The 22,776-nt window shown below is 63.4% G+C and carries 25 protein-coding genes; 15 read left to right on the top strand and 10 right to left on the bottom strand.

The features are described from left to right. Positions 1–50: 50 nt before the first annotated feature. Both VLA65_RS11820 and VLA65_RS11825 read right to left on the bottom strand, forming a co-directional pair. Entirely contained in the window at positions 51–950 is a 900-nt protein-coding gene (locus VLA65_RS11820) for an NAD(P)-dependent oxidoreductase (protein ID WP_307053838.1), read from the bottom strand. Between the two features lie 45 nt (positions 951–995). Continuing rightward, positions 996–2,483, bottom strand: coding sequence for a four-carbon acid sugar kinase family protein (locus VLA65_RS11825; RefSeq protein WP_332602603.1), 1,488 nt, complete (start codon positions 2,481–2,483; stop codon positions 996–998). Between the two features lie 119 nt (positions 2,484–2,602). Between VLA65_RS11825 and VLA65_RS11830 the strand changes: the two genes are divergently transcribed. Both VLA65_RS11830 and VLA65_RS11835 read left to right on the top strand, forming a co-directional pair. Beyond that, complete coding sequence (locus tag VLA65_RS11830) at positions 2,603–3,421, top strand: alpha/beta fold hydrolase (RefSeq protein ID WP_332602604.1); 819 nt, start codon at positions 2,603–2,605, stop codon at positions 3,419–3,421. A 28-nt stretch (positions 3,422–3,449) separates the two neighbouring features. Next, the gene (locus VLA65_RS11835) at positions 3,450–4,151 is read left to right on the top strand and encodes a FadR/GntR family transcriptional regulator (protein ID WP_059388380.1); all 702 of its coding nucleotides are present in this window, start codon (positions 3,450–3,452) and stop codon (positions 4,149–4,151) included. Between the two features lie 175 nt (positions 4,152–4,326). On the opposite strand, the gene mmuM is transcribed toward VLA65_RS11835, so the two are convergent. Continuing rightward, positions 4,327–5,277 carry a homocysteine S-methyltransferase gene (mmuM, locus tag VLA65_RS11840; protein WP_332602605.1) on the bottom strand — a complete coding sequence of 317 codons (951 nt, stop codon included), beginning with the start codon at positions 5,275–5,277 and terminating at the stop codon, positions 4,327–4,329. Positions 5,278–5,469: 192 nt separating this feature from the next. Here mmuM and VLA65_RS11845 point away from each other — a divergent pair, with 192 nt between their 5' ends. Genes VLA65_RS11845 through VLA65_RS11855 form a run of 3 tightly spaced genes read left to right on the top strand, consistent with a single transcriptional unit; the run spans position 5,470 to position 7,465 of the window. Continuing rightward, positions 5,470–5,907, top strand: a complete 438-nt coding sequence (locus VLA65_RS11845; RefSeq protein WP_306972647.1) for a hypothetical protein — start codon at positions 5,470–5,472, stop codon at positions 5,905–5,907. Further along, entirely contained in the window at positions 5,904–6,656 is a 753-nt protein-coding gene (locus VLA65_RS11850; protein WP_332602606.1) for a cyclase family protein, read from the top strand. Before VLA65_RS11845 ends, VLA65_RS11850 begins: the two co-directional genes overlap by 4 nt. Before the next feature lie 32 nt (positions 6,657–6,688). Then, on the top strand, positions 6,689–7,465 hold the full coding sequence (locus VLA65_RS11855; RefSeq protein WP_059388378.1) for an IclR family transcriptional regulator: 777 nt from the start codon (positions 6,689–6,691) through the stop codon (positions 7,463–7,465). Here VLA65_RS11855 and VLA65_RS11860 read toward each other — a convergent pair. From VLA65_RS11860 to VLA65_RS11870, 3 genes are all read right to left on the bottom strand, one after another. Continuing rightward, on the bottom strand, positions 7,462–8,262 hold the full coding sequence (locus tag VLA65_RS11860) for an IclR family transcriptional regulator (protein ID WP_059388377.1): 801 nt from the start codon (positions 8,260–8,262) through the stop codon (positions 7,462–7,464). The genes VLA65_RS11855 and VLA65_RS11860 overlap by 4 nt on opposite strands. Positions 8,263–8,299: 37 nt before the next feature. Next, positions 8,300–8,701 carry an alanine racemase C-terminal domain-containing protein gene (locus VLA65_RS11865; protein ID WP_332602607.1) on the bottom strand — a complete coding sequence of 134 codons (402 nt, stop codon included), beginning with the start codon at positions 8,699–8,701 and terminating at the stop codon, positions 8,300–8,302. 96 nt (positions 8,702–8,797) lie between these two features. Continuing rightward, positions 8,798–10,249 (bottom strand): amino acid permease, encoded by a 1,452-nt coding sequence (locus VLA65_RS11870; protein ID WP_332602608.1) that lies wholly within the window; start codon positions 10,247–10,249, stop codon positions 8,798–8,800. 317 nt (positions 10,250–10,566) lie between these two features. Here VLA65_RS11870 and VLA65_RS11875 point away from each other — a divergent pair, with 317 nt between their 5' ends. Genes VLA65_RS11875 through VLA65_RS11885 form a run of 3 tightly spaced genes read left to right on the top strand, consistent with a single transcriptional unit; the run spans position 10,567 to position 14,447 of the window. Continuing rightward, on the top strand, positions 10,567–11,619 hold the full coding sequence (locus VLA65_RS11875) for a homoserine dehydrogenase (protein ID WP_332602609.1): 1,053 nt from the start codon (positions 10,567–10,569) through the stop codon (positions 11,617–11,619). Further along, positions 11,612–13,033 carry an aldehyde dehydrogenase family protein gene (locus VLA65_RS11880; RefSeq protein ID WP_332602610.1) on the top strand — a complete coding sequence of 474 codons (1,422 nt, stop codon included), beginning with the start codon at positions 11,612–11,614 and terminating at the stop codon, positions 13,031–13,033. Before VLA65_RS11875 ends, VLA65_RS11880 begins: the two co-directional genes overlap by 8 nt. 4 nt (positions 13,034–13,037) lie before the next feature. After that, on the top strand, positions 13,038–14,447 hold the full coding sequence (locus VLA65_RS11885) for an aspartate ammonia-lyase (protein WP_332602611.1): 1,410 nt from the start codon (positions 13,038–13,040) through the stop codon (positions 14,445–14,447). 11 nt (positions 14,448–14,458) lie between these two features. On the opposite strand, the gene VLA65_RS11890 is transcribed toward VLA65_RS11885, so the two are convergent. Next, on the bottom strand, positions 14,459–14,917 hold the full coding sequence (locus tag VLA65_RS11890; protein WP_059388371.1) for an Lrp/AsnC family transcriptional regulator: 459 nt from the start codon (positions 14,915–14,917) through the stop codon (positions 14,459–14,461). Between the two features lie 75 nt (positions 14,918–14,992). Here VLA65_RS11890 and VLA65_RS11895 point away from each other — a divergent pair, with 75 nt between their 5' ends. Both VLA65_RS11895 and VLA65_RS11900 read left to right on the top strand, forming a co-directional pair. Beyond that, a complete protein-coding gene (locus VLA65_RS11895) occupies positions 14,993–15,715 on the top strand; it encodes an HAD hydrolase-like protein (protein ID WP_332602612.1) in 723 nt (240 codons plus the stop codon). A 146-nt stretch (positions 15,716–15,861) separates the two neighbouring features. Further along, the gene (locus tag VLA65_RS11900) at positions 15,862–16,071 is read left to right on the top strand and encodes a dodecin (RefSeq protein ID WP_059388369.1); all 210 of its coding nucleotides are present in this window, start codon (positions 15,862–15,864) and stop codon (positions 16,069–16,071) included. Between the two features lie 81 nt (positions 16,072–16,152). On the opposite strand, the gene VLA65_RS11905 is transcribed toward VLA65_RS11900, so the two are convergent. The 3 genes from VLA65_RS11905 to VLA65_RS11915 all read right to left on the bottom strand — a co-directional run bounded on the left by VLA65_RS11905 (position 16,153) and on the right by VLA65_RS11915 (position 17,694). Continuing rightward, entirely contained in the window at positions 16,153–16,425 is a 273-nt protein-coding gene (locus VLA65_RS11905; RefSeq protein ID WP_059388368.1) for a hypothetical protein, read from the bottom strand. Further along, positions 16,422–16,628, bottom strand: coding sequence for a hypothetical protein (locus VLA65_RS11910; protein ID WP_332602613.1), 207 nt, complete (start codon positions 16,626–16,628; stop codon positions 16,422–16,424). Before VLA65_RS11910 ends, VLA65_RS11905 begins: the two co-directional genes overlap by 4 nt. A 145-nt stretch (positions 16,629–16,773) precedes the next feature. Then, entirely contained in the window at positions 16,774–17,694 is a 921-nt protein-coding gene (locus VLA65_RS11915) for a helix-turn-helix transcriptional regulator (RefSeq protein ID WP_332602614.1), read from the bottom strand. Between the two features lie 164 nt (positions 17,695–17,858). Here VLA65_RS11915 and VLA65_RS11920 point away from each other — a divergent pair, with 164 nt between their 5' ends. From VLA65_RS11920 to VLA65_RS11940, 5 genes are read left to right on the top strand one after another with little or no spacing between them, the layout of a single operon-like run. Next, positions 17,859–18,704 carry an aldo/keto reductase gene (locus VLA65_RS11920; RefSeq protein ID WP_332602615.1) on the top strand — a complete coding sequence of 282 codons (846 nt, stop codon included), beginning with the start codon at positions 17,859–17,861 and terminating at the stop codon, positions 18,702–18,704. Between the two features lie 28 nt (positions 18,705–18,732). Next, positions 18,733–19,704, top strand: a complete 972-nt coding sequence (locus tag VLA65_RS11925; RefSeq protein ID WP_332602616.1) for an aldo/keto reductase — start codon at positions 18,733–18,735, stop codon at positions 19,702–19,704. Beyond that, positions 19,701–20,705 carry an SDR family oxidoreductase gene (locus VLA65_RS11930; RefSeq protein WP_332602617.1) on the top strand — a complete coding sequence of 335 codons (1,005 nt, stop codon included), beginning with the start codon at positions 19,701–19,703 and terminating at the stop codon, positions 20,703–20,705. The genes VLA65_RS11925 and VLA65_RS11930 overlap by 4 nt, the downstream gene beginning before the upstream one ends. A gap of 19 nt (positions 20,706–20,724) precedes the next feature. Continuing rightward, positions 20,725–21,555 carry an aldo/keto reductase gene (locus VLA65_RS11935; RefSeq protein ID WP_059388362.1) on the top strand — a complete coding sequence of 277 codons (831 nt, stop codon included), beginning with the start codon at positions 20,725–20,727 and terminating at the stop codon, positions 21,553–21,555. A 32-nt stretch (positions 21,556–21,587) separates the two neighbouring features. After that, positions 21,588–22,658, top strand: coding sequence for a lactonase family protein (locus VLA65_RS11940; RefSeq protein WP_306964222.1), 1,071 nt, complete (start codon positions 21,588–21,590; stop codon positions 22,656–22,658). Positions 22,659–22,776: the final 118 nt, after the last annotated feature.

The following is a 22,776-nucleotide window of genomic DNA, read 5'->3' on the forward strand; positions in this document are numbered from 1 at the left end:
GGGGGAGGAGGGGGGACCGCCGTCGTCGCACGTTTCTTTGGGGTGCTTTGCTAGACAGTGCGCCTCGTGGGCGCGACGACCTTGATGACTGCGGAGTCGTCGGCGGCGGCGAGGCCCTGGGCCTGGCCGAGGAGGTAGAGCTGTTCGGCAGCGGCGGCGACCGGGGCGGCGAGGCCGGCGGCACGCGTCGCCTTGCCGACGATGCCCATGTCCTTCACGAAGATGTCCAGACGGCTGAGGACCTCGGCGCCATCCTCGGTGTAAGCCTCGAGGATGCGTGGGCCGCGGTTGGACAGCATGAAGGAGCCAGCGGCACCTGCTTCCAGCGCCGCGAGGGTCTTCGCCTGGTCGAGTCCGAGGGCGTCCGCGAGTGCCATGGCTTCGGCTGCAGCGGCGATGTGCACGCCGCACAAGAGCTGATTGACGGTCTTGAGGGCCTGGCCGTCGCCGGGCTTGTCGCCAACAACGGTGAGCGTGGAGGCCAGCAGTTCGAGCGCGGGGCGGGCCTTTTCCTGGGCCGCCGGCGTCGCGCCAACCACGATCAGGAGGTCGCCTTCGCCGGCACGCTTCGGGCCGCCGGAGAGCGGCGCGTCCACGAGTTCGACGCCGTATTCGGCCAGGCGGGCCACGGTAGCCGGAATAGCCTCGGTACCGACTGTGCTACCGAGGATCACGACAGCGCCCGGCTTGAGCACGGGAGCGACGCCGTTCTCGCCGAAGAGGACGGCGTCGAGCTGTTCGCCGTTGCGCACCGCAAGGAGCAGGGCGTCGGCGCCTTCCGAGGCTTCGCGGGCCGAGGCGAAGGTGCGGATCCCGGCGTCGGCGGCGAGCTTCAGGCGCGGCTCGGCGATATCGAAGCCGTGGACGGTGAGCTGGGTCGCCAGGCGGGTAGCCATCGGCAGGCCCATGGCGCCCAGGCCGAGGACGGCGACGGTGTAATTGCTGGTCATGGTGGTCTCCATTGAATGCGGGGGTTGCGTTAGGAAGAGGGTCGGCTAGAAGGTGTTGCTGAGCTTGCGCGTGACTTGAGTCAGGGATTCGTCGTCGCCCACGTTGCCGGCGAAGACGATGTACGGGATGCCCTTCGCGGGCCCGTCCACCGGCTCCCACAGCGAGACGATGCCGGGCAACATGGGGCCGCGGACTATCGCGTGGCGGATTTCCAGGCCGTGCGCGGCCACGTCCGAGGACGTGATGCCGCCCTTTGCGATGACGAAGCGCGGCGGGAAGGTCTTGAGCGTCCGGTTCACGATCGCGACGACGGCGGCAGAGACGGTGCGGGCAATCTTCAGGCTCGCCGCGGCGTCGTCCGTCTTGATGAGCAGGCGGCTCGTGTGGACGATGACGTCTCCATTGCGGAGGGCAATGACGACGGCGGCGACCGTCTCGTCCAAGTAGGCCTCCGCGCCGCTAGCGAGCAGTTTCTCGACGTCGATCTCGATGATCCGGGCGGCGCCGTGCTGGGCCGTCAGGGCATTGAGCTGGCGCGTGGTGACGCCGACGTGCGAACCAACAACGATGAGGCCACCGGCTGTGGAGGGAGTGTTGCCTTCGTAGGCTTCCTCGCCGCTGAGCGCCTCACGGATTTCCTGGCCGATGCGGCCGCGGACGAAGGGCGGACCCACACGGTAGAGCAGCTTCTTGCCGCGGTGTTCGGCTTCTTCAAGCCCGAGGGCCAGTGCCCGGAAGTCATTCTCGGTGACGATGTCCGCGACGATCGGCGTGGAGTTCGTGGCGGGTTCGATCGCGTCTGCAATGGCCTTGGCGGAAATGGCAGGGTCCTGGGCTGAGGCCCCGGCACGGATGATGTTCAGGTCCAGGACGATCACATCGCTTGCCTGGAACCGGCCCTGCGACTTCTCCTCCACATACCTGGCCATCTCCGAGTTGGCGAAGCCGAAGCTCGCATCCTTGGCGAACTCGGTCTCGGCAACCGGGGTGAGCTTGCCGGCGTCGTGCCCGGTGCCACGCGTGTAGTGCACGCCGCCAACGGTGACCCGCCCGGCGTCGGGAAACGCCGGGACGATCACGACGCCGTCGGTCGCCGCGCCGGTCACGTCCGCGACAATGGCGGCAATGACGTCCGGTTCCAGCGGGTAGTGGCCACGGAGGGTGGAGTCGGAGCGGCTGACGAATCCCAAGCGCAGCTGGGAGCCGGCGGCGGCGAGCGCGTTCCGCACGATTTCCTCGTTGCGGGCAGCGGCCTCAACCGGGTCCAGGCTGCGCGTGTTGGTCAGCACGTAGACCGCGGGCTGAGACCGGCTTTCCGCGATGTGGGCGAACGCCCACGTGAAATCGGCGACCTCCCAGCGGGTGAGGACCGGCAGGTTGGCGACCGACTGGGTGCCGGTGGGGTCGTCGTCGAGGACTACCAGGATGCGGGGCGAGGTTGCGGAAGACGCTGCTACGGCGTCGGCAACCAGCTGAGCGGGGATCTGGACTTCAGCCGGGAAGGCAGCCAGGACATCGGCTTCAAGGGTCACTGTGCACTCCATCGTGGTTTTGAAGGTAAATGTAAGATGTCAGACATCTAATATTTGAATGCTAGTGTGACACACCCGCTTTCGGCTGTGCAAGTGTCAGTCGTCACTATGCTTGGCGCATGCTTCAAGAGCCTCCCGCCGTCGCGGCATTACACGTGGACATGCGCCTCCCGGCGGCCGCCGTTAAGGCGGACTTTCCGCCCCAACCTCCCGTCCTGTTGCTGCACGGCTGGGCGTCGACGTCCGCCTATTGGGAGCCACTCGCCACCGAGTTGCTCGACGCCGGACAAACAGTCTGGATCGTCGATTTGCCTGGGTATCACCGCGGGGACATGTTGCCTCCGGGCTTCCAGTGGACTCTGGAATCAGCTGCCGATTCCGTCGCTGCCGTTGCTGCCAGGAACGCGGCACCGGTCCACATTGCGGGCCACTCGATGGGCGGAAGCGTGGCGCTGACACTGGCCGCGCGGCACCCGGGGCTCGTGGCCAGCGTGGCCCTGATCGGCATGGTTCCGGCCCCGCCGAACGAAGGCTTCAAATCGATGCTCGAATCCCAGCTACGGCAAGGCCTCATTGACGACGCGACGCGCGCCAAGTGCGTGAAGGCCTGGTTCGGGGCGTTGTCGCCGGAGGACAATCGCTTGCTGAGCCGAGGATTTGAGCTGCCTTTCGAGGTCCTTGGCCCCAGCGGCCTCGCGGCGATGGCCGGAGTGGCTGCCGATGTCCCCGAAAAGGTGACCGCACCGACGCTGGTGATTGCCGGCGTCGGGGACCGATTACGTTCGCTGGACCAAGCGGAAGCCTTCGTGGCAGCCAGCCCGCTGCGGAAGCTCGTGGCAATACCCGACGCCGGGCACAGCGTCCATTGGGAGCAGCCGCATGCTTGCGCCGTGGCGCTCGGCGCGTTTTGGAACGAAAGCCGGCAACCGCCGGCGTAAGATGTCAGACATCTAGGAACGGAGCACCATGGCACGCAAGTCGCTGGTCGGCGTCGTCGCTGACGAGCTGCTGGACCGCATCGTCGCGGGCGAATTTCCGCCGGGCACAGTGGTTCCCGGCGAACTCGAACTGAGCGCCAAGCATGAAGTCAGCCGCATGACGGTCCGCGAGGCCATGAAGACCCTCGAGGCCCAGAGAATCCTGAGCGTGGAGCGCGGCCGGGGGACTTTCGTCAACCCACTGAACCGCTGGGCTTCCCTCGAAGCTGTGCTGCGAGCGGCTTCGGAAGGAAAGAACGACGCCGCAGCGGCCGTCCAGCTCATCGAGCTGCGCCGCATGCTCGAGACCGGTGCCTGCGAACTGGCCGCCTCACGGGTCTCCCCCGAAGAAATCGACCAGCTGCAGGTTCACGTGTCCGCCATGCAGAAGGCCCACGATTCCAACGATGTGAGCGCGTTCGTCGAGGCGGACCTGGGCTTCCACGATGTCATCCTCCACGCCTCCGGCAACGTCTTCGTCGCTGTGCTCTTCGAACCCCTGCACCGCGTCCTGGAAACCCGGCGCACCCAGACCTCGCAAATCCCCGATATCCAGCGGCACGCGATCGGACATCACCGGGCCATCCTCAAAGCCCTCGAAGCCGGCGACGCTCCCCGCGCCCGCGAGGCCATGGACGCGCACATGCAGCAGACCCTCGACGATCTCAGGACATACGTCCTGGAGGCCTAGGCAGGCCCGGCTCCTTGGGACGCCCGACTGAGTTCTCGGACGCCCGCTCACATATCAACGGTCGCGGGCGGACCCTCGCTCACATATCAACGGTCGCGGGCGGACCCTCGCTCACATATCAACGGTCGCGGGCGGACCCTCGCTCACATATCAACGGTCGCGGGCGGACGCCCGCTCACATATATCGACCGATCCCAGCAATAACCTGCGGTGTCGTCCTGCAGCACCCTCCAATAAGCCGAGCGCCAAGTTCTTGCCAGATGCCGGCTCCTTCCGCAATGCTTGCAGGTTGCTTGCCATCAGCACCGCCCACGGCCGGGCCGGGCGTCCAGGTCTTGGTTAGAGCGTCATAGCTTTCGCCGGAATTCGGATACGCGATCAACGGGATTGAGGTGACTTTGCGGAGGGCTCGAAGCGACGGAGAGACCAGTTCCAGAGGCACGCAATTTACGCCGATCGCGACGACGCGCGGCTGCGTTGCACAGAGCCTTGCGACGTTGGCCAGCGTTGTGCCGTCGCTGATGTGCTCCCCGTCCCGTAGCGTGAAGGAGAACCATGCTTCGACGTTGAACTCTTCTACGAGTGCCAACAGTGCCTTCGTCTCCGAAACCGAAGGCAACGTCTCACATGCCAGCAGGTCCACTCCCGCCTCCACCAGCGCCGCGATCCGGGGCCTGTGGAATTCCATGAACTCGATCCGGCTGAGGGTGTAGTCCCCGCGGTATTCCGAACCGTCAGCGAGGTAGGCGCCATAAGGGCCTACTGATCCGGCAATCAGAAGGGGTCCCGCTTCCGGGTTTTCAGCCAAGTATTCGCGCCTCGCGTTGTCGGCCAGGCGTACGCTCAATGCCACCAGCCCCAAGGCTTCCGCTTCGCCGATGCCGCGCTGCCTGAAGCCTCGCGGCGTGGCCTGGTAGCTCGCAGTGATGGCTACCGTGGCTCCTGCATCGAAATAGTCGCGGTGCACTTGCTTGATCAGCTGCGGTTGTTCCAGAAGCACCTTGGCCGACCAAAGTGGGTCCTCCAGATTGCAGCCCCGCGCCTCGAGCTCAGTGGCGAGTGCGCCGTCCAGCGTCAGCTTCGAGCCGGCGTCGAGCATGCGGGACAGCGTGATCTTACTGGGCATCGTTCGGGGCTCCAAGCAGTTGATCTTCATTCGTGCCTATGTGGGGACGAGATGGTCCAGCGTGACCACCCTCTCACTATATTGGTCATTATGAGCATTTGAAAATGCTTGTAATGATCAGGCAAGTTATGCCACCATGGCAGTCAAGCAATCGGCGCCAAGCGCAGGGAAGAGGACCCCTTGAAGATAGAAATGAAATCAGTGCGCAAGCTGCGCGTACATTGGCCTATCGCGTCCGAGACTTTCGCTGGGCTCGCTGAGGGCGAGGCCGGTGCGTTCCGGAATGACCACGGCATTACGGCACTGCTTCAGGCCTTGGCGGACTCCCCGGAGTTGGGGGACTTTGGAAACTACAGGCACGTTTTCGAGTCCGGCGTGGGATTCGAAGGATTCACCGTGGCTGAAGGCGCCAACCCCACCTTGGGGCAAGTGGGCCAGCGGACCATTTCGCCGACCTTTGTCTTCACGACGTACTTCGACGCCGCCCTGGACGACGAGCGGGTGGATCGGTTCATGCGTCACCTTGTGGAGATCCACCCTTGGGAAGTCCCTGTCATAGAGCTATCCGGCGTCGTGAGCGTCTCATCCACCGCACTGGCAGAGGCCCGCGAGAGCGGGGTCGCATCATGACCGACAACGCCACGACGGATTTTTGGGACGGGCTCCAGCCCCTCATAGCGGGCAGGACGTTCGCCGACTTGACGCATGCATTCCACCCAGGCCAACCGCACTTCCCCGCTTTCCCCGACGAGATCAGGGAAGCCGTGTTCGATCTGGAGAATGGCGACGGATTCACCGCGCACCGCTATTCGATCATCGGGCAATGGGGAACACACGTTGATCCCCCCTCACATTTCATCCGCGGCGGCCGGTCTTTGGATCAGATCCCGGTAGGGGACATGATCCTTCCGCTGGTCATCCTGGACATTTCAGAACGGGTCAAGGCTGATCCCGATGCCACCCCCACGGTGGCGGACATCCACGCATGGGAAACCCGAAACGGCACTGTCCCGACGGGTAGCTTTGTGGCACTGCGGACCGGCTGGAGCCGACGTTGGCCCGATGCCGACGCCATGGCGAACAGGGACGACGAAGGCATCAGTCACAGTCCGGGCTGGTCGCAGGAGGCCCTCACCTTCCTGATTGAACGACGGTCGATTGCGGCTGTAGGTCATGAACAGACAGACACGGACCCGGGGCTGGCCACTTCCCGCAAGGACTTTAGCCTGGAGACATACGTGCTGGGACAGAACCGTTGGCAGATCGAGCTATTGGCGAACCTGGATGGTCTTCCGGAAAAGGGTGCCGCCCTGGTTGCGACGTGGCCAAAACCCCTTGAGGGCAGCGGCTTTCCCGCCCGGGTGTTTGCTATCCACTGAGTCACGCCCGTCCGGTGGCTAGAATCAGATCCATGCCTAAGACATCCAGCATGGGACGGGGAATCATGGCTGTCCTTGCAGTCGGCTCCCGTAACGCCGAAGGCCTCGCCGGCGGCACGGTCGCCGATATTGCAGCCGATTTAGGCAAGGATCGCAGCCAGGTCTCGCGGAGCCTGCGAGTCGCGGAACAAGAAGGGTTCCTGGAACGCGCCGAGCGGCGGTCCTACAACCTGAACTGGTCACTCTTTACCGACGCCCAGCTTTTGACCGAACAACGGCTGCAGACGGACGGGATCACTGCCCTGGAGGGCCTTGCCGGCGAAACGAACGAAGGATGCTTTCTCGGAGTGCTGAGCGGTGACAGCACGGTGACGGTCGGTGAGCGTATTCCGGCGAGCAGCAACATGGTCGGTTCGTGGTTGGGCCGGCCTTACCCGGCCTACTGCAGCGACGCCGGCCAGGCATTGTTGTGGGAGGCGTCCGACGCCGAGGTCCGAACCGTTTTCGCGTCCTCTGCATTTGTTCGCCACGGCCCCAATACTCCGGTCAATGTCGAGGACTTCCTGACGCGGCTGCATGAGGCTAGGGGGCGGGGGTATTCCATCGTGGATGAGGAAGCAGAACCAGGCTTGTATTCCCTAGCCGTTCCCGTACGGGATTTCAAACGCGAAGTGGTGGCTGCCCTGCAGGTCGTGGGTCCTAAGACACGGCTGGCAGCGCGGCGGGAACTCTGCGCCTCGGCTCTCGTGTCGTGGGGAAAGTGGCTCGAATCGACGATGGGTCAGGGACTGCCGCAGGCGCTGGCCTAGCTCGCAAGGCCCCTTCCTCCCGTATTGTCCCGAGTACTGCGACCGCATGATCCGAGCCGCGCGGCGGCTTCCGTGAGAACCTTCGCGATTTTCCCGGCCCTGGGCTCGATCTGGGGCCGGTTGCCCAGAACACTAAGTGAAGCAAGAATCGCTCCTTCCGGGTCACGGACAGGAACGGCCAATTCGTAGACGCCATGTTCGAATTCTTCGGCCGCCACTATGAAGCCCCGGTTCCGGTCCCTGTCCATCAGCTCGCAGACCTCCTCGGTCGAGTGGGCCGCGCCCGGACCGCCGACACCGATGAAGTTGGCGTCCTTGAGGAGATCCTGAATCGCGGCCTGCTCGTGATCCCACAAGAGTGCCCGGCCTGATCCCGTGCACCATGTCGGCGTCACCATTCCAGGTTTGACGAAGCTGCCAGGGAGCGCGTCATTGCTAGATGCGCGCAGGAGAATTACCCGGAAGCCCTCGCGGACAGAAACCCTGGATCGGAGGCCAAGCGTGGCCACCAGCGCCTCCAACTCGGTTCTTGATTGGCGAACCCAGCCAGTATTAAGCGACGCCGCGAGGCCGAAAAATTGCGGGCCTGTCCGGAACGGACCGCGTTCGACCCTTTCGAGAAGTCCCAGATCACACAATTCCTGGGTCAGCCGGGATACGCGGCTTTGCTCCATGTCCAGCTCGGAGGCGAGCTGGGAGACGCCGAGGAGCCGCCGGCCCCACTTCTCCCGGTCCGCGACCAAGCGCACAATACGAAGTCCTTGTGCCATGGACGACGCTTCCGAGGAAGAATCCATTGTCAATGCTCCTTCCGAGCTTCATCAGGCCCTATTCTCACACGTCCCCGTTGACCGGAACGCGGCTTCCTCCTGCCCACGCGGTGTAGAGATCGGCGAGGATTGCCGAGTTCGCCGCCTCTATCTCCTCAACGGTGATTTCTTCGGCTCCTTGCTTTCCGAACAGCACAACTTCGTCGCCCGGAGCGGCGTCAGCGATGTCGGTTACGTCAACAACCATGGAATTCATCGAAACAAGGTCGACGATGGCGACACGCCGGCCACGGACGAGCACATGGCCTCCACGGGCCAGCGCGCGGCGGTAGCCGTCGCCGTATCCTGCGGTCACCGCTGCCAACTTTGAGTCCCGGTCCAGCGTGTGGGCGAGGCCATACCCGACTTTGGTGCGGGCAGGATAGCTATCGATATGGCGGTTGTCATCTTTGGGGGAGTGGGTCATGATCCCGGCCAGCTGAAGCCTCGGATGGCTGACCATCCGTCGGACAGCCCTCGGCCAGGGACAGCAGTCCCCGGCCGAGAGCTGGGTGAACGATGGTCAGCGATCCAGCAAAGACGGCGCGGCCGTGCGCGCCTTGCGTCCGTACTTGAGATAGAACAAGGCGTAGCAGGCTCCTACGAAGGGGACCCCGAAGTAGAGGGCGGCTACCTGGTTCGGGTCAAACGCGATACCGATCAACGAAATGAAGCAGAGCGAGAACGCCAGGATCGGAACTAGGGGAAACAGCGGGGCCTTATAGGGAAGGGCGGCGACGTTGCCGCCATTCTTGACGAAAGTCCGCCTGTGGAAGAAATGCGATGCGGCGATGGACATCCACACGCCGACGACGGCGAACCCTGCGACGGACACAAGGGCCAAGTACACCGTCTCGGGCGCAACCACGCTGCTGATGAGCGATGCCAGGCCACCCACCATGCTCACGGAGAGCGCAACCATAGGGATGCCGCGGCGGGTCAGCTTTCGCAACACGCGAGGGGCATGTCCTTCGTCCGAGAGAGAGTACAGCATGCGGGCGCACGAGAAGAGACCGCTGTTGCCGGCGGAAAGGAGCGCGGTGATGATGACGAAATTCATGGCGTCGGCGGCAAACGGGATGCCGATGGAGGAAAAGACCGTCACGAACGGGCTCTGGTCCAGGCCGACCTGATCAAACGGGATGGTGGCGGCGATGACCGCGATGGCCCCGACGAAGAAGATCAGCAAGCGGACGACGGTACTGCGCATGGCCTTCGGAATGCTCTTGGCAGGATCCGCGGTTTCGCCTGCCGCTACGCCGATGAGCTCGGAACCGGAGAAGGCATAGAACACTGCAAGCGCGGTGACCAGAACGCCAGTGAATCCGTTGGGGAAGAGACCCCCGGTGGTGTTGAAGTTCTCGAGGAGGAAGGGATGGTTGCCGGTCTCGCTCAATGGGTGGAAACCAAATAGTGCGGCACCCCCGAGCACGATCAGGACGATGATGGCTCCGACCTTGATGATCGCGAACCAGAACTCCGACTCTCCGAAGAACCGCGAAGAGACGGCGTTGAGGCCGAAAAGAACGGCGGCAAAGATGACACACCAGACCCACACGTCGATGTTTGGAAACCATCGCTGCATGAGGAGGCCGGCCGCTGTGAATTCCGAGCCGATGGCCACGGCCCAGCAAAGCCAGTAGAGCCACGCCGTGGTGAATCCCGTGGCTGGTCCGATCGACCGCGATGCGTAGATGTGGAAGGCTCCCGAGACCGGGTACGCGATGGCAAGTTCGCCAAGGCATGCCATTACCAGGTAGACCACGAAGGAGCCAATCAGGTAGGCGATGACCGCGCCGAGCGGTCCGGCCTGGGAGATCGTGTAGCCGGAACTCAAGAAAAGTCCGGAGCCGATCACCCCGCCCATGGCGATCATGACGAGGTGCCTGGGCCCCATGGACCGGCGTAGCCCGGATTCAGACGACGGAGGGGATGAGAGCTGTGGTTCTAGCGCGACGGGTAATGAGGATTCCATGGTGCCTCCGGGGTCGGTGGTCAGGTTGGTGGTCGAATCGGTGCGAAGAATGCGCGTGATACCTCGGGGGTCGAGGGGTGATCCGGATTGCCGGAGGTGCGCAAGGGGATGGTGATGAAGATAACACAGCGTAGTCGAATTGGTCATTAAAAACATTTGGGCATGCATATGTTGCACGCATGTTACTTGCGGGCGCTGATGTCGAATCGCCATGCGGATGGTCGATTCGCCCTATTCTTCGGCCGGAATCACATGCCCTGGCTGACATGGAATCCGGTCAATATTGGAGGACCGATGTAACTGACTGAAGGAGCAGCATGACCACCTATGACATTGCCCTGATCGGCTTTGGCGGCGTCAACAGGACCCTGGCCGAACTGATCGCAACACGCAATGAGGCACTTCGTTCCGGGCTGGGCTTTGGCCTCCGGGTCGTGGCAATCACCGACCTTCGCCTCGGATCCCTGGTCCAGCCTGATGGTATCGACCTCTCCATGGCCCTGGGCCTTGGCGGCGGGAGCGAAACCTTCGCCGAACACGGGGGATCCGCGGACACCAACAATGAGTCGGTCATCCGCTCGTGCACAGCAGACATCATCTGCGAAGCCACCTTCACAAACCCCGACGACGGCGAACCTGCGGTCTCCCATGTGCGGTGGGCCCTCGAATCGGGCAAGAGCGTCTGCACCACGAACAAAGGACCGGTTGCCCTCCGTGGGGCCGAACTGAATTCCCTGGCCGCGCAAAATGGCGTCTACTTCGAATACGAAGGAGCCGTCATGAGTGGCACGCCGGTGATCCGTTTGGCGAAGAAGATGTTTTCAGGACTCCGGTTGAATGGTTTCGAAGGCATTCTCAACGGAACCAGCAATTACGTGCTCGGTCGGATGGAAGCCGGCCTGGACTTCGAAGCTGCCGTCAGCGAGGCACAGGAACTCGGTTACGCCGAGGCGAACCCAGCAGCAGACATCGAGGGCTACGATGTCCAGCTCAAGGTCCTCATCCTCGCCAACGAACTGCTTGACGCGGACATCGAACTCAAGGACGTCCGGCGGCAAGGGATCTCGACGGTCACGGCGGAAGATGTCCGAACGGCATCCCGGAACGGACGCCGCTGGAAGCTCGTCGGTTCGGCACGGCGGAATCCTGACGGGACCGTCACCGCAGGTGTAGCCCCGGTCGCGGTGCCCCTTGACCACGGACTTGCCGGCGTTTCGGGCGCTACGAACGCCGTCTCCTTCGATACCGATCTACTTGGCCCGGTTACCGTATCGGGACCTGGAGCAGGTCGCGTGGAGACCGCCTACGCCTTGCTCTCAGACATCATCGCCATCCACTCAGCAAAGACAGGGGCGGCCGCACATGTCTGAGTCCACACTCTGCGCCACGGAAATGGTGCTGCCACGATTCCGTGAAGTGACCAGCCCCTACGATGGCAGGATCGTCGGCACGGTCCCCCTGACCGACGCTTGTGCCGCCGACGCCGTGCTCGAAGTGGCCCGGGCCGGCGCGCGAAAAGCACGGGCACTGTCCCGCAACACCCGGGGGAAAATCCTCGACACTGCTGCCACCGACATCGAACGGCGAAGCGAAGAGTTCGCCCGGACCATTGTTGCCGAGTCAGGCAAGACCATCCGCCAGGCCCGAAAGGAAGTATTGCGAGCCGTCAATACCCTTCGCCTGTCCGCGGCCGAAGCGCGCCGGAACGCCGGAGAGGTCATTCCCTTTGACTCATACGAGGGCTCGGAAGACCGGACCGGATGGTACTCGCGCGAACCGCTTGGCATCATTGCAGCGATCACGCCCTTCAACGACCCCCTCAATCTCGTGGCGCACAAGATCGGTCCGGCCATTGCCGGAGGCAACGCAGTGGTCCTCAAGCCCTCCGCCCTGACTCCCCTGTCGGCCCAACTCCTCGCGGACGCCCTCGTGGATGCTGGGCTTTCGCCTGAAGTCCTGACTGTTGTTCACGGGGATCGGGAGATGGCCGAAACCATCATCCGGTCCCGGGATGTGAGAATGGTGTCCTTTACCGGCGGGTTCGCCACTGGGGAAAGCATTGCCCGCACCGCCGGCCTGAAGAAGCTTTCCATGGACCTGGGCGGAAACGCACCTGTCATCATCCTGAGCGATGCTGACATTGACGACGCCGTGGAATCCTGCGTCTCCGGAGCGTTCTGGGCCGCTGGCCAGAACTGCGTGGGGGTGCAGCGAATCCTTGTAGCCAGACCGTTGTACGCCGATTTCCGCCAGCGCTTCCTGGAAGCGACAGCCCGATTGGTATCCGGAGATCCATCGGATGAGCGGACGGACGTCGGGCCGATGATCAGCCCCGCTGCGTTAGACGAACTCAAAGCCAAGCTCGATGAGTCCATCCATGACGGCGCTGAACTTCTCGCAGGCAACGTGACGGTAGGCAATGTGCTTGAGCCGACTGTGCTGGAAGCGGTCCCCGCGGACAGCAGGCTGTGGAGGGAAGAAGTGTTCGGGCCTGTTGTCATGCTGCATGCTTTCAACACGTTCGAAGAAGCCATTGAAGTAGCAAATGCCATCGAATTCAGCCTTCACGCCGGCATTTTCACGGACTCCCTGAGCAACGCCATGGACGCCGCGCGCCGGCTCGACGCAGGCGGAGTCATGATCAATGATTCCTCGGACTATCGGTTCGACGGCATGCCGTTCGGGGGTTCCAAATACGGAAGCCTCGGCAGGGAAGGCGTCCATTTTGCTTACGAAGAGATGACCCAGCCCAAAGTCGTCTGCATCAAGAACCGCGGGACATAGAGCCATGACCAGCCGCATCGAGACCGATTCGCTCGGGAACATTCCCGTACCCGCCAACGCCTACTGGGGAGCACACACTGCCCGGGCATTGGAAAACTTCACCATCAGCGGCATTCCGATCTCCAGGCATCCGCACTTGGTACGCTCCCTGGCAATGATCAAGAACGCCGCGGCGCAGGCCAACTGCGAACTTGGGGTGCTCTCGCCCCGGCAGGCGGCAGCAATCCGCGAATCGTGCCGGGAAATCCAGGAAGGGCATCACCTCGAACAGTTCTGCGTTGACGTCATCCAAGGAGGGGCCGGCACCAGCACGAATATGAACGCGAATGAAGTGATCGCGAACCTCGGGCTGGAAAAACTAGGCCAGCGCCTCGGCGACTACCAGCACCTGCACCCCATCGACCATGTCAATCGTTGCCAATCCACCAATGACGCTTATCCAACCGCCATCAAGCTGGCCCTCATTTTCGCCATCGCGGAACTCAACCAGGAATTGGGCAAGCTTGCCGAAACCGCCAGAAACAAGGGTGCCGAATTTGCCGATGTCGTGAAGATGGGTAGGACCCAGCTTCAGGATGCTGTCCCGATGACCCTGGGGCAGGAGTTCAATGCCTTCGCCGCCACGTTGGAGGAAGATCGCTCCCGGCTCCTGGAGTCCACCGATCTGATGCGCGAATGCAGCCTGGGGGCCACCGCCATCGGCACCGGCATTACCGCCGAACCGGGTTATCAGCAACTGGTGCTGCGGGCACTCTCCGAAGTTTCCGGCGTCGACGTCCTTCCTGCCAACGATCTGGTTGAGGCGACGTCCGACGTCGGAGTTTTCATGCACGTGTCGGGCATGCTCAAACGGACCGCAATCAAGCTATCCAAGATCAGCAGTGACCTCCGATTGCTGTCCAGCGGACCGCAGAATGGCTTTGGCGAGATCACCTTGCCTCCCCGTCAAGCGGGGTCGTCCATCATGCCCGGAAAGGTGAACCCTGTCATCCCCGAGACCATGAATCAGATCGCTTTCGCGGTTGCCGGAGCGGACACCGCGGTAACGATGGCTGCAGACAATGGCCAACTCCAACTCAATGCCTTCGAACCTGTCATCGCTCACGTCCTGCTTCAAGCCGTTTCGTGGCTCAAACAAGGAGCTCGCGTTCTCCGCACACACTGCATGGAAGGCATCGAAGCGAACACCGACCGCCTCGCCCGCCAGACGGCAGCTTCGGTGGGCCTTGCAACGGCACTGGTTCCGGCCATCGGCTACGCGGCCGCGGCGGCGGTCGCCAAGGAAGCCCTGCGGGACGGATCACCCATTCTCGACGTCGTTACCGGCAAGAACCTCCTGGACCGTGCCACCGCTCAATCGATGCTTGAATCGGCTGCGCTTCCGGTCAGGGGTACCCGCATATCAGCGGTCTGATCGCCAACTCCTCACGCGGTCGGCACTGCGCCACGCCGGATGAGACTGGAAAGCGTCATGGCCGTCACGGTATCCGTGACGCCCGGAAGTGCGGCGATCTGCTCCCAGATCTCTTGGATTCTCTCCAAGGACCGGGCTTCAAGCCTCACGAGAAGATCAAAGTCCCCGCTGACGACGTCGCACAAAACCACTTCCGGAATGGACCGCAAAACAGCAATGACATCCGAACCGCGCACCCGGTCCTTCCGGTAGACCATAAGGAAAGCCGAGACGGACCCTTGCCCGGGTAGGCCAGCAACCAGCGTATATCCCTGGATGTATCCTTGCCGTTCCATCCGGTCGACGCGCTGGCGCACAGCATTCCTTGAAAGCAGGACTTTGCTCGCCAGTTCGGCATGACTAATGCGTGCGTTTTTGGTGAGCTCCGCAAGGATCCTCTGGTCTATGTGATCGAGACTCACGCGGTCCATGCCCACCCTTCAAAAAGTAAATCCCTGTGCACAACCCAAGCAGAACCCGATCCACGACCGAAAGCTCCAGAAAAGATGATACTTCCGCATCACAGCCATCCAACGTTCGGCGCCATCACCTGCGTCCTGTTCGACATGGACGGAACACTTATCGACTCTGCCCGAGGTGTTACCTCAAGTGCTGCCCGGGCTTTGGAATCCGTGGGAGCGCCGGTCCCGAGGCCGGACGAACTACTCAGGTTTGTCGGGCCACCGATGGTCGAATCGTTCAGGGCAGTCTCCGGGATTGACGAAGCGACAGCCCAGAGAGCCCTCCAACACTATCGCAAGGCATACGCGGATCACGGCGCTGAGCAATCGAGCCTCTACGAAGGAGTCACAGAACTGCTGGAGCAACTACGCTCAGCCGGTATCCCCATGGCTGTTGCCACGTCCAAAGTGGAAGATCAAGCACTACGACTCGCACGACGCTTTGGAATCGAAAGCAACTTCATCACCATATGCGGGGCATCGGACGTTGAAAGACGGGCGACCAAGGCGGAAGTCATCGGTGAAGCACTGCTCCGCCTTGCCTCCCTGGGCATCGATATCTCCAACCCGGCAATGGTCGGCGACAGAAGTTATGACGTCGCGGGAGCCGCTGAGCATGGAATTTCCACCTTTTTCGCGCTCTGGGGGTACGGGGGAAATGAGGAGGCGTTGCACGCTGCTGCCACTGCCATCTCACCCACAGTTTTGCTGCCGATGATCCTGGCCTCATCAGTGAGCGAGCGTTCCGCCGTTTGGCGTCATAGGTGAGCGAGCGTCGGCCGAAAGGGCCGTATATGTGAGCGAGCGTCGGAGGGGACCAGACCCCTAGTCCGCCGGCCCTGCGTCGGCTAGTCTGCTTTCACGGCCTGCCAGGCCCGCAGTTCAGGCATCAAGGACGATCATGAGGAGCAAGAATGGCTGACCACACATATAGCGTTTCCGAAATTGTTGGAACTTCGTCCGAGGGCGTCGACGCCGCCATCAGGAACGGGATTGCGGCCGCGAGCCAGACGCTCCGGAACCTCGACTGGTTCGAGGTCAAGGAAATCCGCGGCCATCTTAGCGAGGGCGCCGTTGCCGACTGGCAGGTAACCATCAAGCTCGGATTCCGCCTGGAGCGTTAAGAAGCCCCCAAAACCCCAAAACGACGACGGCCGCCAGCCTTTCTGTGGAAAGGCTGGCGGCCATCAGTTGCGAGGCTGGACTCACCCGCGGGTCCAGACTTGGACGGGGTCACCGCCACAGAGGAGTCGCCGGCCGCGGCCGGCAAATTCGATCCACAGGAATTCGTGGTCCGACGAAACTTCGTCCACAAGGCCGGCGTCGAAGCCCCATTTGTCCTCGTGGATCCAGACGGTTTCGCCGCGGCTGAGCTCCGACCATTTCGACGGCGGCAAGCGAAGTGCCGCTCCAGCGGGCCGTTGCGCCGACGTCGTGAAGTGGCTTGGGCCCCACGCCCCCAAGGTTTCGGGACTCATCGGGACTCGGCTACCAGGTACTGGCGGTGCCAGACCGTTGCCGCACCGTTATGGGCCGGGAAGACGTGGCCTTCGAAGAACGTGTGCACCACGTGGGGTTCACCTTCGGGGCTCCACTGACCGGATGCCGGGCAATGCGAGCCCGTGGATCCCGCGGACCCGGCGGTGGTTGCCCGTTCCCTCAGCAGCGCGATGCGTTTCATCGTTGAATTCCATCCTTGATATGCGAAAAGGTCTGGATTCAGCGTAAACGCGATTCAAAAGCCGCCCAATGGGCACATAGACAGAATCACGCTGATTCACTATGCAGCAGCACAGTGACGTGGAGCACTTTTGGCTGAAACTCCCTCAGCTCTCGTCCATCGCATGACGCTCGGACAACTCCGCGCCCGGCGCCGTTCCGGCAGCAAACGTCGTTCCGGCACCAAACGCCGTTCCCGCACCAAAGCTGCCCAGCAATTTCAAGGCATCATCCGACGGCGAACCCGCCTTCGCTGAATAGACCCGCAGGACCTGGTCCGGGTCCTCCGGCAGCGCCAGATTCTCGAAGTTCAGTTCCACGTCCCCCACCGTGGGGTGGTGCAAGCGGACCGTGCCGGACGAGCGTGCGGCCACTCGATGCCCTGCCCACCATTGGCGGAAATGTTCGCTGTTCACGGCGAGTTCGCCCACGAGCTGGTTCGCTTGTGGATCGTCGGGGTGCCGCCCGGTATCCGCACGCAGGGAGCCGGCGGCTTCCGCGGCAACCGTCTTCCAGTCCCGGAACAGTTCGCGTGCCTGCGGGTCCAGGATCAGCCAGCGAGTGAGGTTCCGCTCGGCGGGAGGCATGGACGGGAAGTCGGCAAACAGCAAGACCGCCATGCGATTGGCTCCGAGCACGTCGCTGCGCCGGCCAAGCAGGAGCGCCGGAACGTCGCCCACGGCGTCCAGAAGTTGGCGCAAGGCCGGCCGCACCCGTGGTGCGGGAGTCGGCGCCTTGGCAGTCGACGCGCAGTGCTCAAGCAGGTCCATCATGTGGGTGTGCTCGCTTGAGTCCAAGCGAAGAGCCCGCGACACCGATTCGAGGACCGCCCGTGAAGGATGGATATGGCGGCCCTGTTCGAGGCGGGTGTAGTAGTCCGTGCTGACATCGGCCAAGCGGGCAATCTCTTCCCTGCGCAGCCCGGGAACGCGGCGCGCGCCGGACGCTTCCGGCAAACCGGCGTCCTCCGGCGACATCCGGGCACGCATGGCTTTGAGGAACTTTCCGAACTCGGCACTTTGACCCATGTGCCTATTCTTCCTTCCCTCAGGGCTTGTTTCTACGGCCAAGGTAGGACTCCGAGTCCTAGGAAAAACAGGGGGCGTCAAAACTGCTGATTGTTGTGCCGAAAGTGCATAGGCTCGAAAAAGCCAGTCAGGCAATACACCCACCAGTGACGAAAGGGCCGGACATGTCCAACGCTCAGAATTCAACCGTTCCCGGGCTCGTCCTGAACAACTCGGTCACCATCCCCCAGCTCGGCTTCGGCGTCTTCCAGGTCCCGCCTGCCGAGACCCAGAAGGCCGTGGAGGACGCTCTGGAGGCCGGTTACCGGCACATCGACACCGCAGCGGCCTACCGGAACGAATCCGGTGTCGGCGCCGCAATCAAGGCTTCCGGCATCGCCCGGGAAGAACTCTTCATCACCACCAAACTCCGCAACGGCGAACAGGGACGGGCTGCGGCGGCATTCAACAATAGCTGCCGCGAACTCGGCCTCGACGTCATCGATCTCTACCTGATCCACTGGCCCGTCCCGTCTCAAGGCCTGTTCGTGGATGCGTGGAAGGCACTCGAAAAGATCCATGCCGACGGCGGCGCCAGGGCAATCGGCGTCTCCAACTTCCTGCAGGATCATCTCGACACGCTCCTGGAGTTCGCCGACGTCGTTCCCGCCGTCAACCAGATCGAGCTGCACCCGACCTTCCAACAGCGGGAACTGGCGGCGAAGAGCCGCTCGCACGGGATCGCCGTAGAGGCGTATAGCCCGCTGGGGCAAGGAGCGGACCTGGGGTCGCCAACGGTCGCCGAACTTACCGAAACGCGCGGTGTCACCCCCGCACAGATCGTGCTGGCCTGGCACCTCGGAACCGGCAACATCGTCATCCCCAAGTCCGTCCACCCCGAGCGGATCCGCCAGAACCTCGCGGCGGCAGCGCTGCAGCTCACCCCGGACGAACTGGCAGCCATCAGCGCGCTCGACGCCGGTACGCGCCTCGGCGCCGATCCCGCCGTCGCATCCTTCAGCCAAATGTAGAAACCACCAGCGTAAGGAACCCAAAACCATGCAGTACACCCACTTGGGCCGCTCAGGGCTCAGCGTCTCCCGCTTGTGCCTCGGAACCATGAACTTCGGCCCGCAGACAGAGGAATCCGCAGCGCACTCCATCATGGATTCCGCACTCGACTCCGGCATCAACTTCTTCGACACCGCCAACGTCTACGGCGGCCACGACAACCGAGGCTGGACCGAGGAAATCCTGGGCCGCTGGTTCGCCAAGGGCGGCGAGCGCCGCGAGCGCGTCGTCCTCGCCACCAAGCTCTACGGAACCATGACTGACCGCCCCAACGAGTCCAAGCTCTCCGCCCTCAACATCCGGCGCGCCTTGGACGCCAGCCTCAAGCGCCTGCAGACCGACTACATCGACGTCTACCAGTTCCACCACGTGGACCGGAACACGCCGTGGGACGAGATCTGGCAGGCCATCGAGGTAGCGGTCCAGCAGGGCAAGATCCTGTATTCCGGGAGCAGCAACTTCGCTGGCTGGCACATCGCCCAGGCCCAGGAGGCTGCCGCACGGCGCAGCTACAACGGACTCGTGAGCGAGCAGTCCATCTACAACCTGCTCACCCGCAATGTCGAACTGGAAGTCATCCCGGCGGCCCAGCAGTACGGCCTCGGGCTCATCCCGTGGTCGCCGCTTCACGGCGGGCTCTTGGGCGGGGTGCTGAAGAAGGAACGCGACGGCGTCCGTCGCCTTGAGGGCCGCGCGGCGGAGACCCTGAAGAAGCATGAAGACCAGATCCGCCAGTACGAGGACCTCGCCGACGACCTTGGCTACGAGCCCGGCGACGTTGGCTTGGCTTGGTTGCTCCACCAGCCGGCTGTAACCGCGCCGATCGTGGGTCCGCGCACGCAGGAGCAGCTGGACGCCGCCATCAGGGCTTTGGATGTCACCCTCGACGCCGATGCCCTCAAGCGGCTCGACGACATCTTCCCGGGCCACCGGACCGCGCCGGAAGACTACGGGTGGTGACGTCGGCACCGTTGCGCCTGCTGTTCATCGGCGGGACCGGGACCATCAGCGCGGCGGCGGCGGAGCGCGCCGTCGCGCTGGGTCATCGGCTCACCGTGCTCAATCGCGGAGTGAGCTCGGAAAGGCCGGCACCTCCGGGCACGGAATTGCTGCAGGCGGATATCCGCAACCCCGCGGAGGTGGCGGAGGTGCTGAACGGCCGCGAGTTCGACGTCGTCGCGGACTTCATCTCTTTCACGCCGGAGCATGTGGCCGCCGCGGTGGAGCTGTTCCGCGGCCGGACCGGGCAGTACGTGTTCATCAGTTCGGCCTCGGCCTACCAGAAGCCGCCCGCACACTTGCCGATCCTCGAATCGACCCCGCTCAGGAACCCGTTCTGGAAGTACTCCCAGGACAAGATCGCGTGCGAAGACTTTCTCGTCCGCGCCTACCGCGACGAAGGATTCCCCGTGACCATCGTCCGGCCTTCGCACACCTACGACCGCACGCGGATCGCCCTCCTGGGCGGCTGGACGGACATCCATCGGATGCGGGAAGGCCTGCCCGTGATAGTCCACGGCGACGGTACCTCGCTGTGGACCCTCACGCACGCGGATGATTTTGCAGTCGCTTTCGTCGGCCTCCTCGGCCGGCCGCAGGCTGTGGGTGAAAGCTACACCATCACCTCGGACGAAGCACTCCCGTGGGACCAGGTATACCGGCTCTTCGCCACAGCGGCAGGGGTGCCGGAACCCGAACTGGTGCACATCGCCTCGGACACCATTGCAGCGCACTCCCCGGAGCTTGGCCCTGGGCTTCTCGGGGACAGGTCCCACTCCGTGGTCTTCGACAACACCAAGATCAAAACGCTGGTGCCCTGGTATCGGGCAGAAATTCCGTTCGCGGCGGGCGCACGGGAGATCGTCCGGTGGCATGATGAACATCCAGGCATCAAGCACGTGGACCAGGACTTCATGAAACTCAGCGATCAACTGGTCCAATGGGCACGGAGGCCGATCTAGCAACTGAAAGGACAGGACCATGGCACTTGCTCCGACTGTCAGGCTCAACGACGGTAATGCCATTCCGCAGATCGGCCTCGGAACCTGGCCCCTCGACGACGCCCAGGTCGCCACGGCGGTGGTGTCCGCCGTCGAGCTTGGCTACCGGCACGTCGACACGGCGTACCGCTACGGTAACGAGGCCGGCGTCGGGCAAGGCGTGCGGGACTGCGGGGTCCCGCGGGAGGAACTGTTCATCACCACCAAACTGGACGGCACCCACCAGGGCCGCGATCGCGCCGTCGAGGGCCTTGAAGGATCCCTCAAGCGCCTCGGGCTGGACTATGTGGACCTCTTGTTGATCCATTGGCCGCTCCCCCAACGGAATGAATTCGTGTCCACCTGGGAGACATTCGAGCGGCTCCAGGCTGAGGGGAAGGTGCGTTCGATCGGCGTGTCCAACTTCAAGCCCTCGCACCTTGAGCGGCTCCTCGAGGAAACCTCGGTGGTGCCGGCCGTCAACCAAATCCAAATCTCGCCATCCATCACCCGGATCGATGAGCGTGCCTTCAACGGCAACCATGGCATCGCCACGGAATCGTACAGTCCGTTGGGGGCCGGCCGCGATCTCCTGAATGCCCCGGTGCTGGCCGCCATCGGGAAGAAACACGGAAAGACTCCCGGTCAGGTGGTGTTGCGCTGGCACGTCCAGGAGGGGCTCGTCGCCATCCCGAAGTCCGCCAACCCCGCGCGCATGAAGGAAAACCTGGACGTTTTCGGCTTCGCTTTGGATCATGACGACCTGTCCGCGATCGCCACTTTGGACGCGGGCGCCGATGCCGGTGTCGACTCTGACGTACAGGGACACTGATACAGGTTTCACTCACCAACACTGAGGACGGCATGGCAGAGAACATCGACGGAACGCTCATCTGGACGGGCGCGTACACCGCGGACAGCGACGGGAACGGATGGGGCATTGGGGCAGTCGCCGCGCGCGAAGATGGCAGCCTGAGTTGGCTGGGCACCGCCGTCGAAGCGCCGTCGCCGTCGTTCCTTGCCGTTCATCCCACGCTGCCAGTGGTCTATGCAGTGGCCGAGGCCGCGCAGACGGTCCGGGCGTACCGGCGGACCGGGCTGTTCGGCCTCGAGCCGCTCGGCGAGGCCTGGCCAGCCGGAGCTGCGGCCTGCCACGTCGCCGTCGACCCTTCCGCACGTTTCATCGTGGTCGCCTGTTGGGGCGACGGCAACGTTTTGCTGTACGGGCTCGACGACGACGGCGGCATCACCTCGCGCTTTGCCGCACCGCCGGCGAAAGACCCGCACGCCGGTGTCGAAGGCGGCCTCGACATCGCCACGGGCGGACCCCGGGTGAGTCGCGCCCATGCAAGCCTCATGCTCGAGGACGGCCGGATCATGACCACCGACCTCGGCTTCGACCTCGTACGGGTGTGGAATTACTTCCCCGACACCGGCCTCCTCAAGGACCACGAAGTCGCGCTCCCGATGGGCAGCGGCCCGCGACACTTGGTCCAGCACCCCTCCGTCGACGCAGTCTTCGTGGTGACCGAGTACTCCATCGAAGTGGTGGTGCTCCTGCCGGGCGCGGACGGCCGCTTTGCGCTCCACCGTCGCGGCCCTGCGACAGCCGGTGGAGCCGACGACGGCGACGCGGCAGCGGAAATCGCGCTTTCCCCGGACCATCGCTTCGTCTACACGGGCATCCGCGGTTCCAACCGGATCTCGGTATTGGCTGTCGAAGGCAGCGGAACCCGGCTCCGGCCCGTGGCTGACGTGCCCAGCGGGGGAGACTGGCCCCGCCATCACCTGGTCCGCGACGGCTGGCTCCATGTGGCGCACGAGCGTTCCAACCAAGTCACAACCTTTGCACTGAACCCTGCCACGGGTATACCGGGGGATGTCCTCGAGCAGGTGGACGTGGGTTCCCCTACCGTTTTGGTCATCGCCCCCTGACGGGCCAAAACAGCGACGCTCGCTCACAAATGCGGCCAAAATCGGGAACGCTCGCTCACCAAGGTGAGCGAGCGTTCGAGGGAAAAGGCCCAAAGGTGAGCGAGCGTCGTGGGGAGGG

The sequence above is a fragment of the Arthrobacter sp. S2(2024) genome (assembly GCF_036662515.1).
Taxonomy (GTDB): domain Bacteria; phylum Actinomycetota; class Actinomycetes; order Actinomycetales; family Micrococcaceae; genus Arthrobacter.

Bases quoted from the DNA above. Each gene is read 5' to 3' on its own strand.
- VLA65_RS11885 (WP_332602611.1), top strand. From the start codon at position 13,038: ATGACCAGCCGCATCGAGACCGATTCGCTCGGGAACATTCCCGTACCC.
- VLA65_RS11855 (WP_059388378.1), top strand. From the start codon at position 6,689: ATGCCTAAGACATCCAGCATGGGACGGGGAATCATGGCTGTCCTTGCA.
- VLA65_RS11845 (WP_306972647.1), top strand. From the start codon at position 5,470: ATGAAATCAGTGCGCAAGCTGCGCGTACATTGGCCTATCGCGTCCGAG.
- mmuM (WP_332602605.1), bottom strand. From the start codon at position 5,277: ATGCCCAGTAAGATCACGCTGTCCCGCATGCTCGACGCCGGCTCGAAG.
- VLA65_RS11835 (WP_059388380.1), top strand. From the start codon at position 3,450: ATGGCACGCAAGTCGCTGGTCGGCGTCGTCGCTGACGAGCTGCTGGAC.
- VLA65_RS11875 (WP_332602609.1), top strand. From the start codon at position 10,567: ATGACCACCTATGACATTGCCCTGATCGGCTTTGGCGGCGTCAACAGG.
- VLA65_RS11895 (WP_332602612.1), top strand. From the start codon at position 14,993: ATGATACTTCCGCATCACAGCCATCCAACGTTCGGCGCCATCACCTGC.
- VLA65_RS11860 (WP_059388377.1), bottom strand. From the start codon at position 8,262: ATGGATTCTTCCTCGGAAGCGTCGTCCATGGCACAAGGACTTCGTATT.
- VLA65_RS11915 (WP_332602614.1), bottom strand. From the start codon at position 17,694: ATGGGTCAAAGTGCCGAGTTCGGAAAGTTCCTCAAAGCCATGCGTGCC.
- VLA65_RS11820 (WP_307053838.1), bottom strand. From the start codon at position 950: ATGACCAGCAATTACACCGTCGCCGTCCTCGGCCTGGGCGCCATGGGC.
- VLA65_RS11890 (WP_059388371.1), bottom strand. From the start codon at position 14,917: ATGGACCGCGTGAGTCTCGATCACATAGACCAGAGGATCCTTGCGGAG.
- VLA65_RS11830 (WP_332602604.1), top strand. From the start codon at position 2,603: ATGCTTCAAGAGCCTCCCGCCGTCGCGGCATTACACGTGGACATGCGC.
- VLA65_RS11900 (WP_059388369.1), top strand. From the start codon at position 15,862: ATGGCTGACCACACATATAGCGTTTCCGAAATTGTTGGAACTTCGTCC.
- VLA65_RS11940 (WP_306964222.1), top strand. From the start codon at position 21,588: ATGGCAGAGAACATCGACGGAACGCTCATCTGGACGGGCGCGTACACC.
- VLA65_RS11905 (WP_059388368.1), bottom strand. From the start codon at position 16,425: ATGAGTCCCGAAACCTTGGGGGCGTGGGGCCCAAGCCACTTCACGACG.
- VLA65_RS11870 (WP_332602608.1), bottom strand. From the start codon at position 10,249: ATGGAATCCTCATTACCCGTCGCGCTAGAACCACAGCTCTCATCCCCT.
- VLA65_RS11850 (WP_332602606.1), top strand. From the start codon at position 5,904: ATGACCGACAACGCCACGACGGATTTTTGGGACGGGCTCCAGCCCCTC.
- VLA65_RS11910 (WP_332602613.1), bottom strand. From the start codon at position 16,628: ATGAAACGCATCGCGCTGCTGAGGGAACGGGCAACCACCGCCGGGTCC.
- VLA65_RS11880 (WP_332602610.1), top strand. From the start codon at position 11,612: ATGTCTGAGTCCACACTCTGCGCCACGGAAATGGTGCTGCCACGATTC.
- VLA65_RS11920 (WP_332602615.1), top strand. From the start codon at position 17,859: ATGTCCAACGCTCAGAATTCAACCGTTCCCGGGCTCGTCCTGAACAAC.
- VLA65_RS11925 (WP_332602616.1), top strand. From the start codon at position 18,733: ATGCAGTACACCCACTTGGGCCGCTCAGGGCTCAGCGTCTCCCGCTTG.
- VLA65_RS11865 (WP_332602607.1), bottom strand. From the start codon at position 8,701: ATGACCCACTCCCCCAAAGATGACAACCGCCATATCGATAGCTATCCT.
- VLA65_RS11935 (WP_059388362.1), top strand. From the start codon at position 20,725: ATGGCACTTGCTCCGACTGTCAGGCTCAACGACGGTAATGCCATTCCG.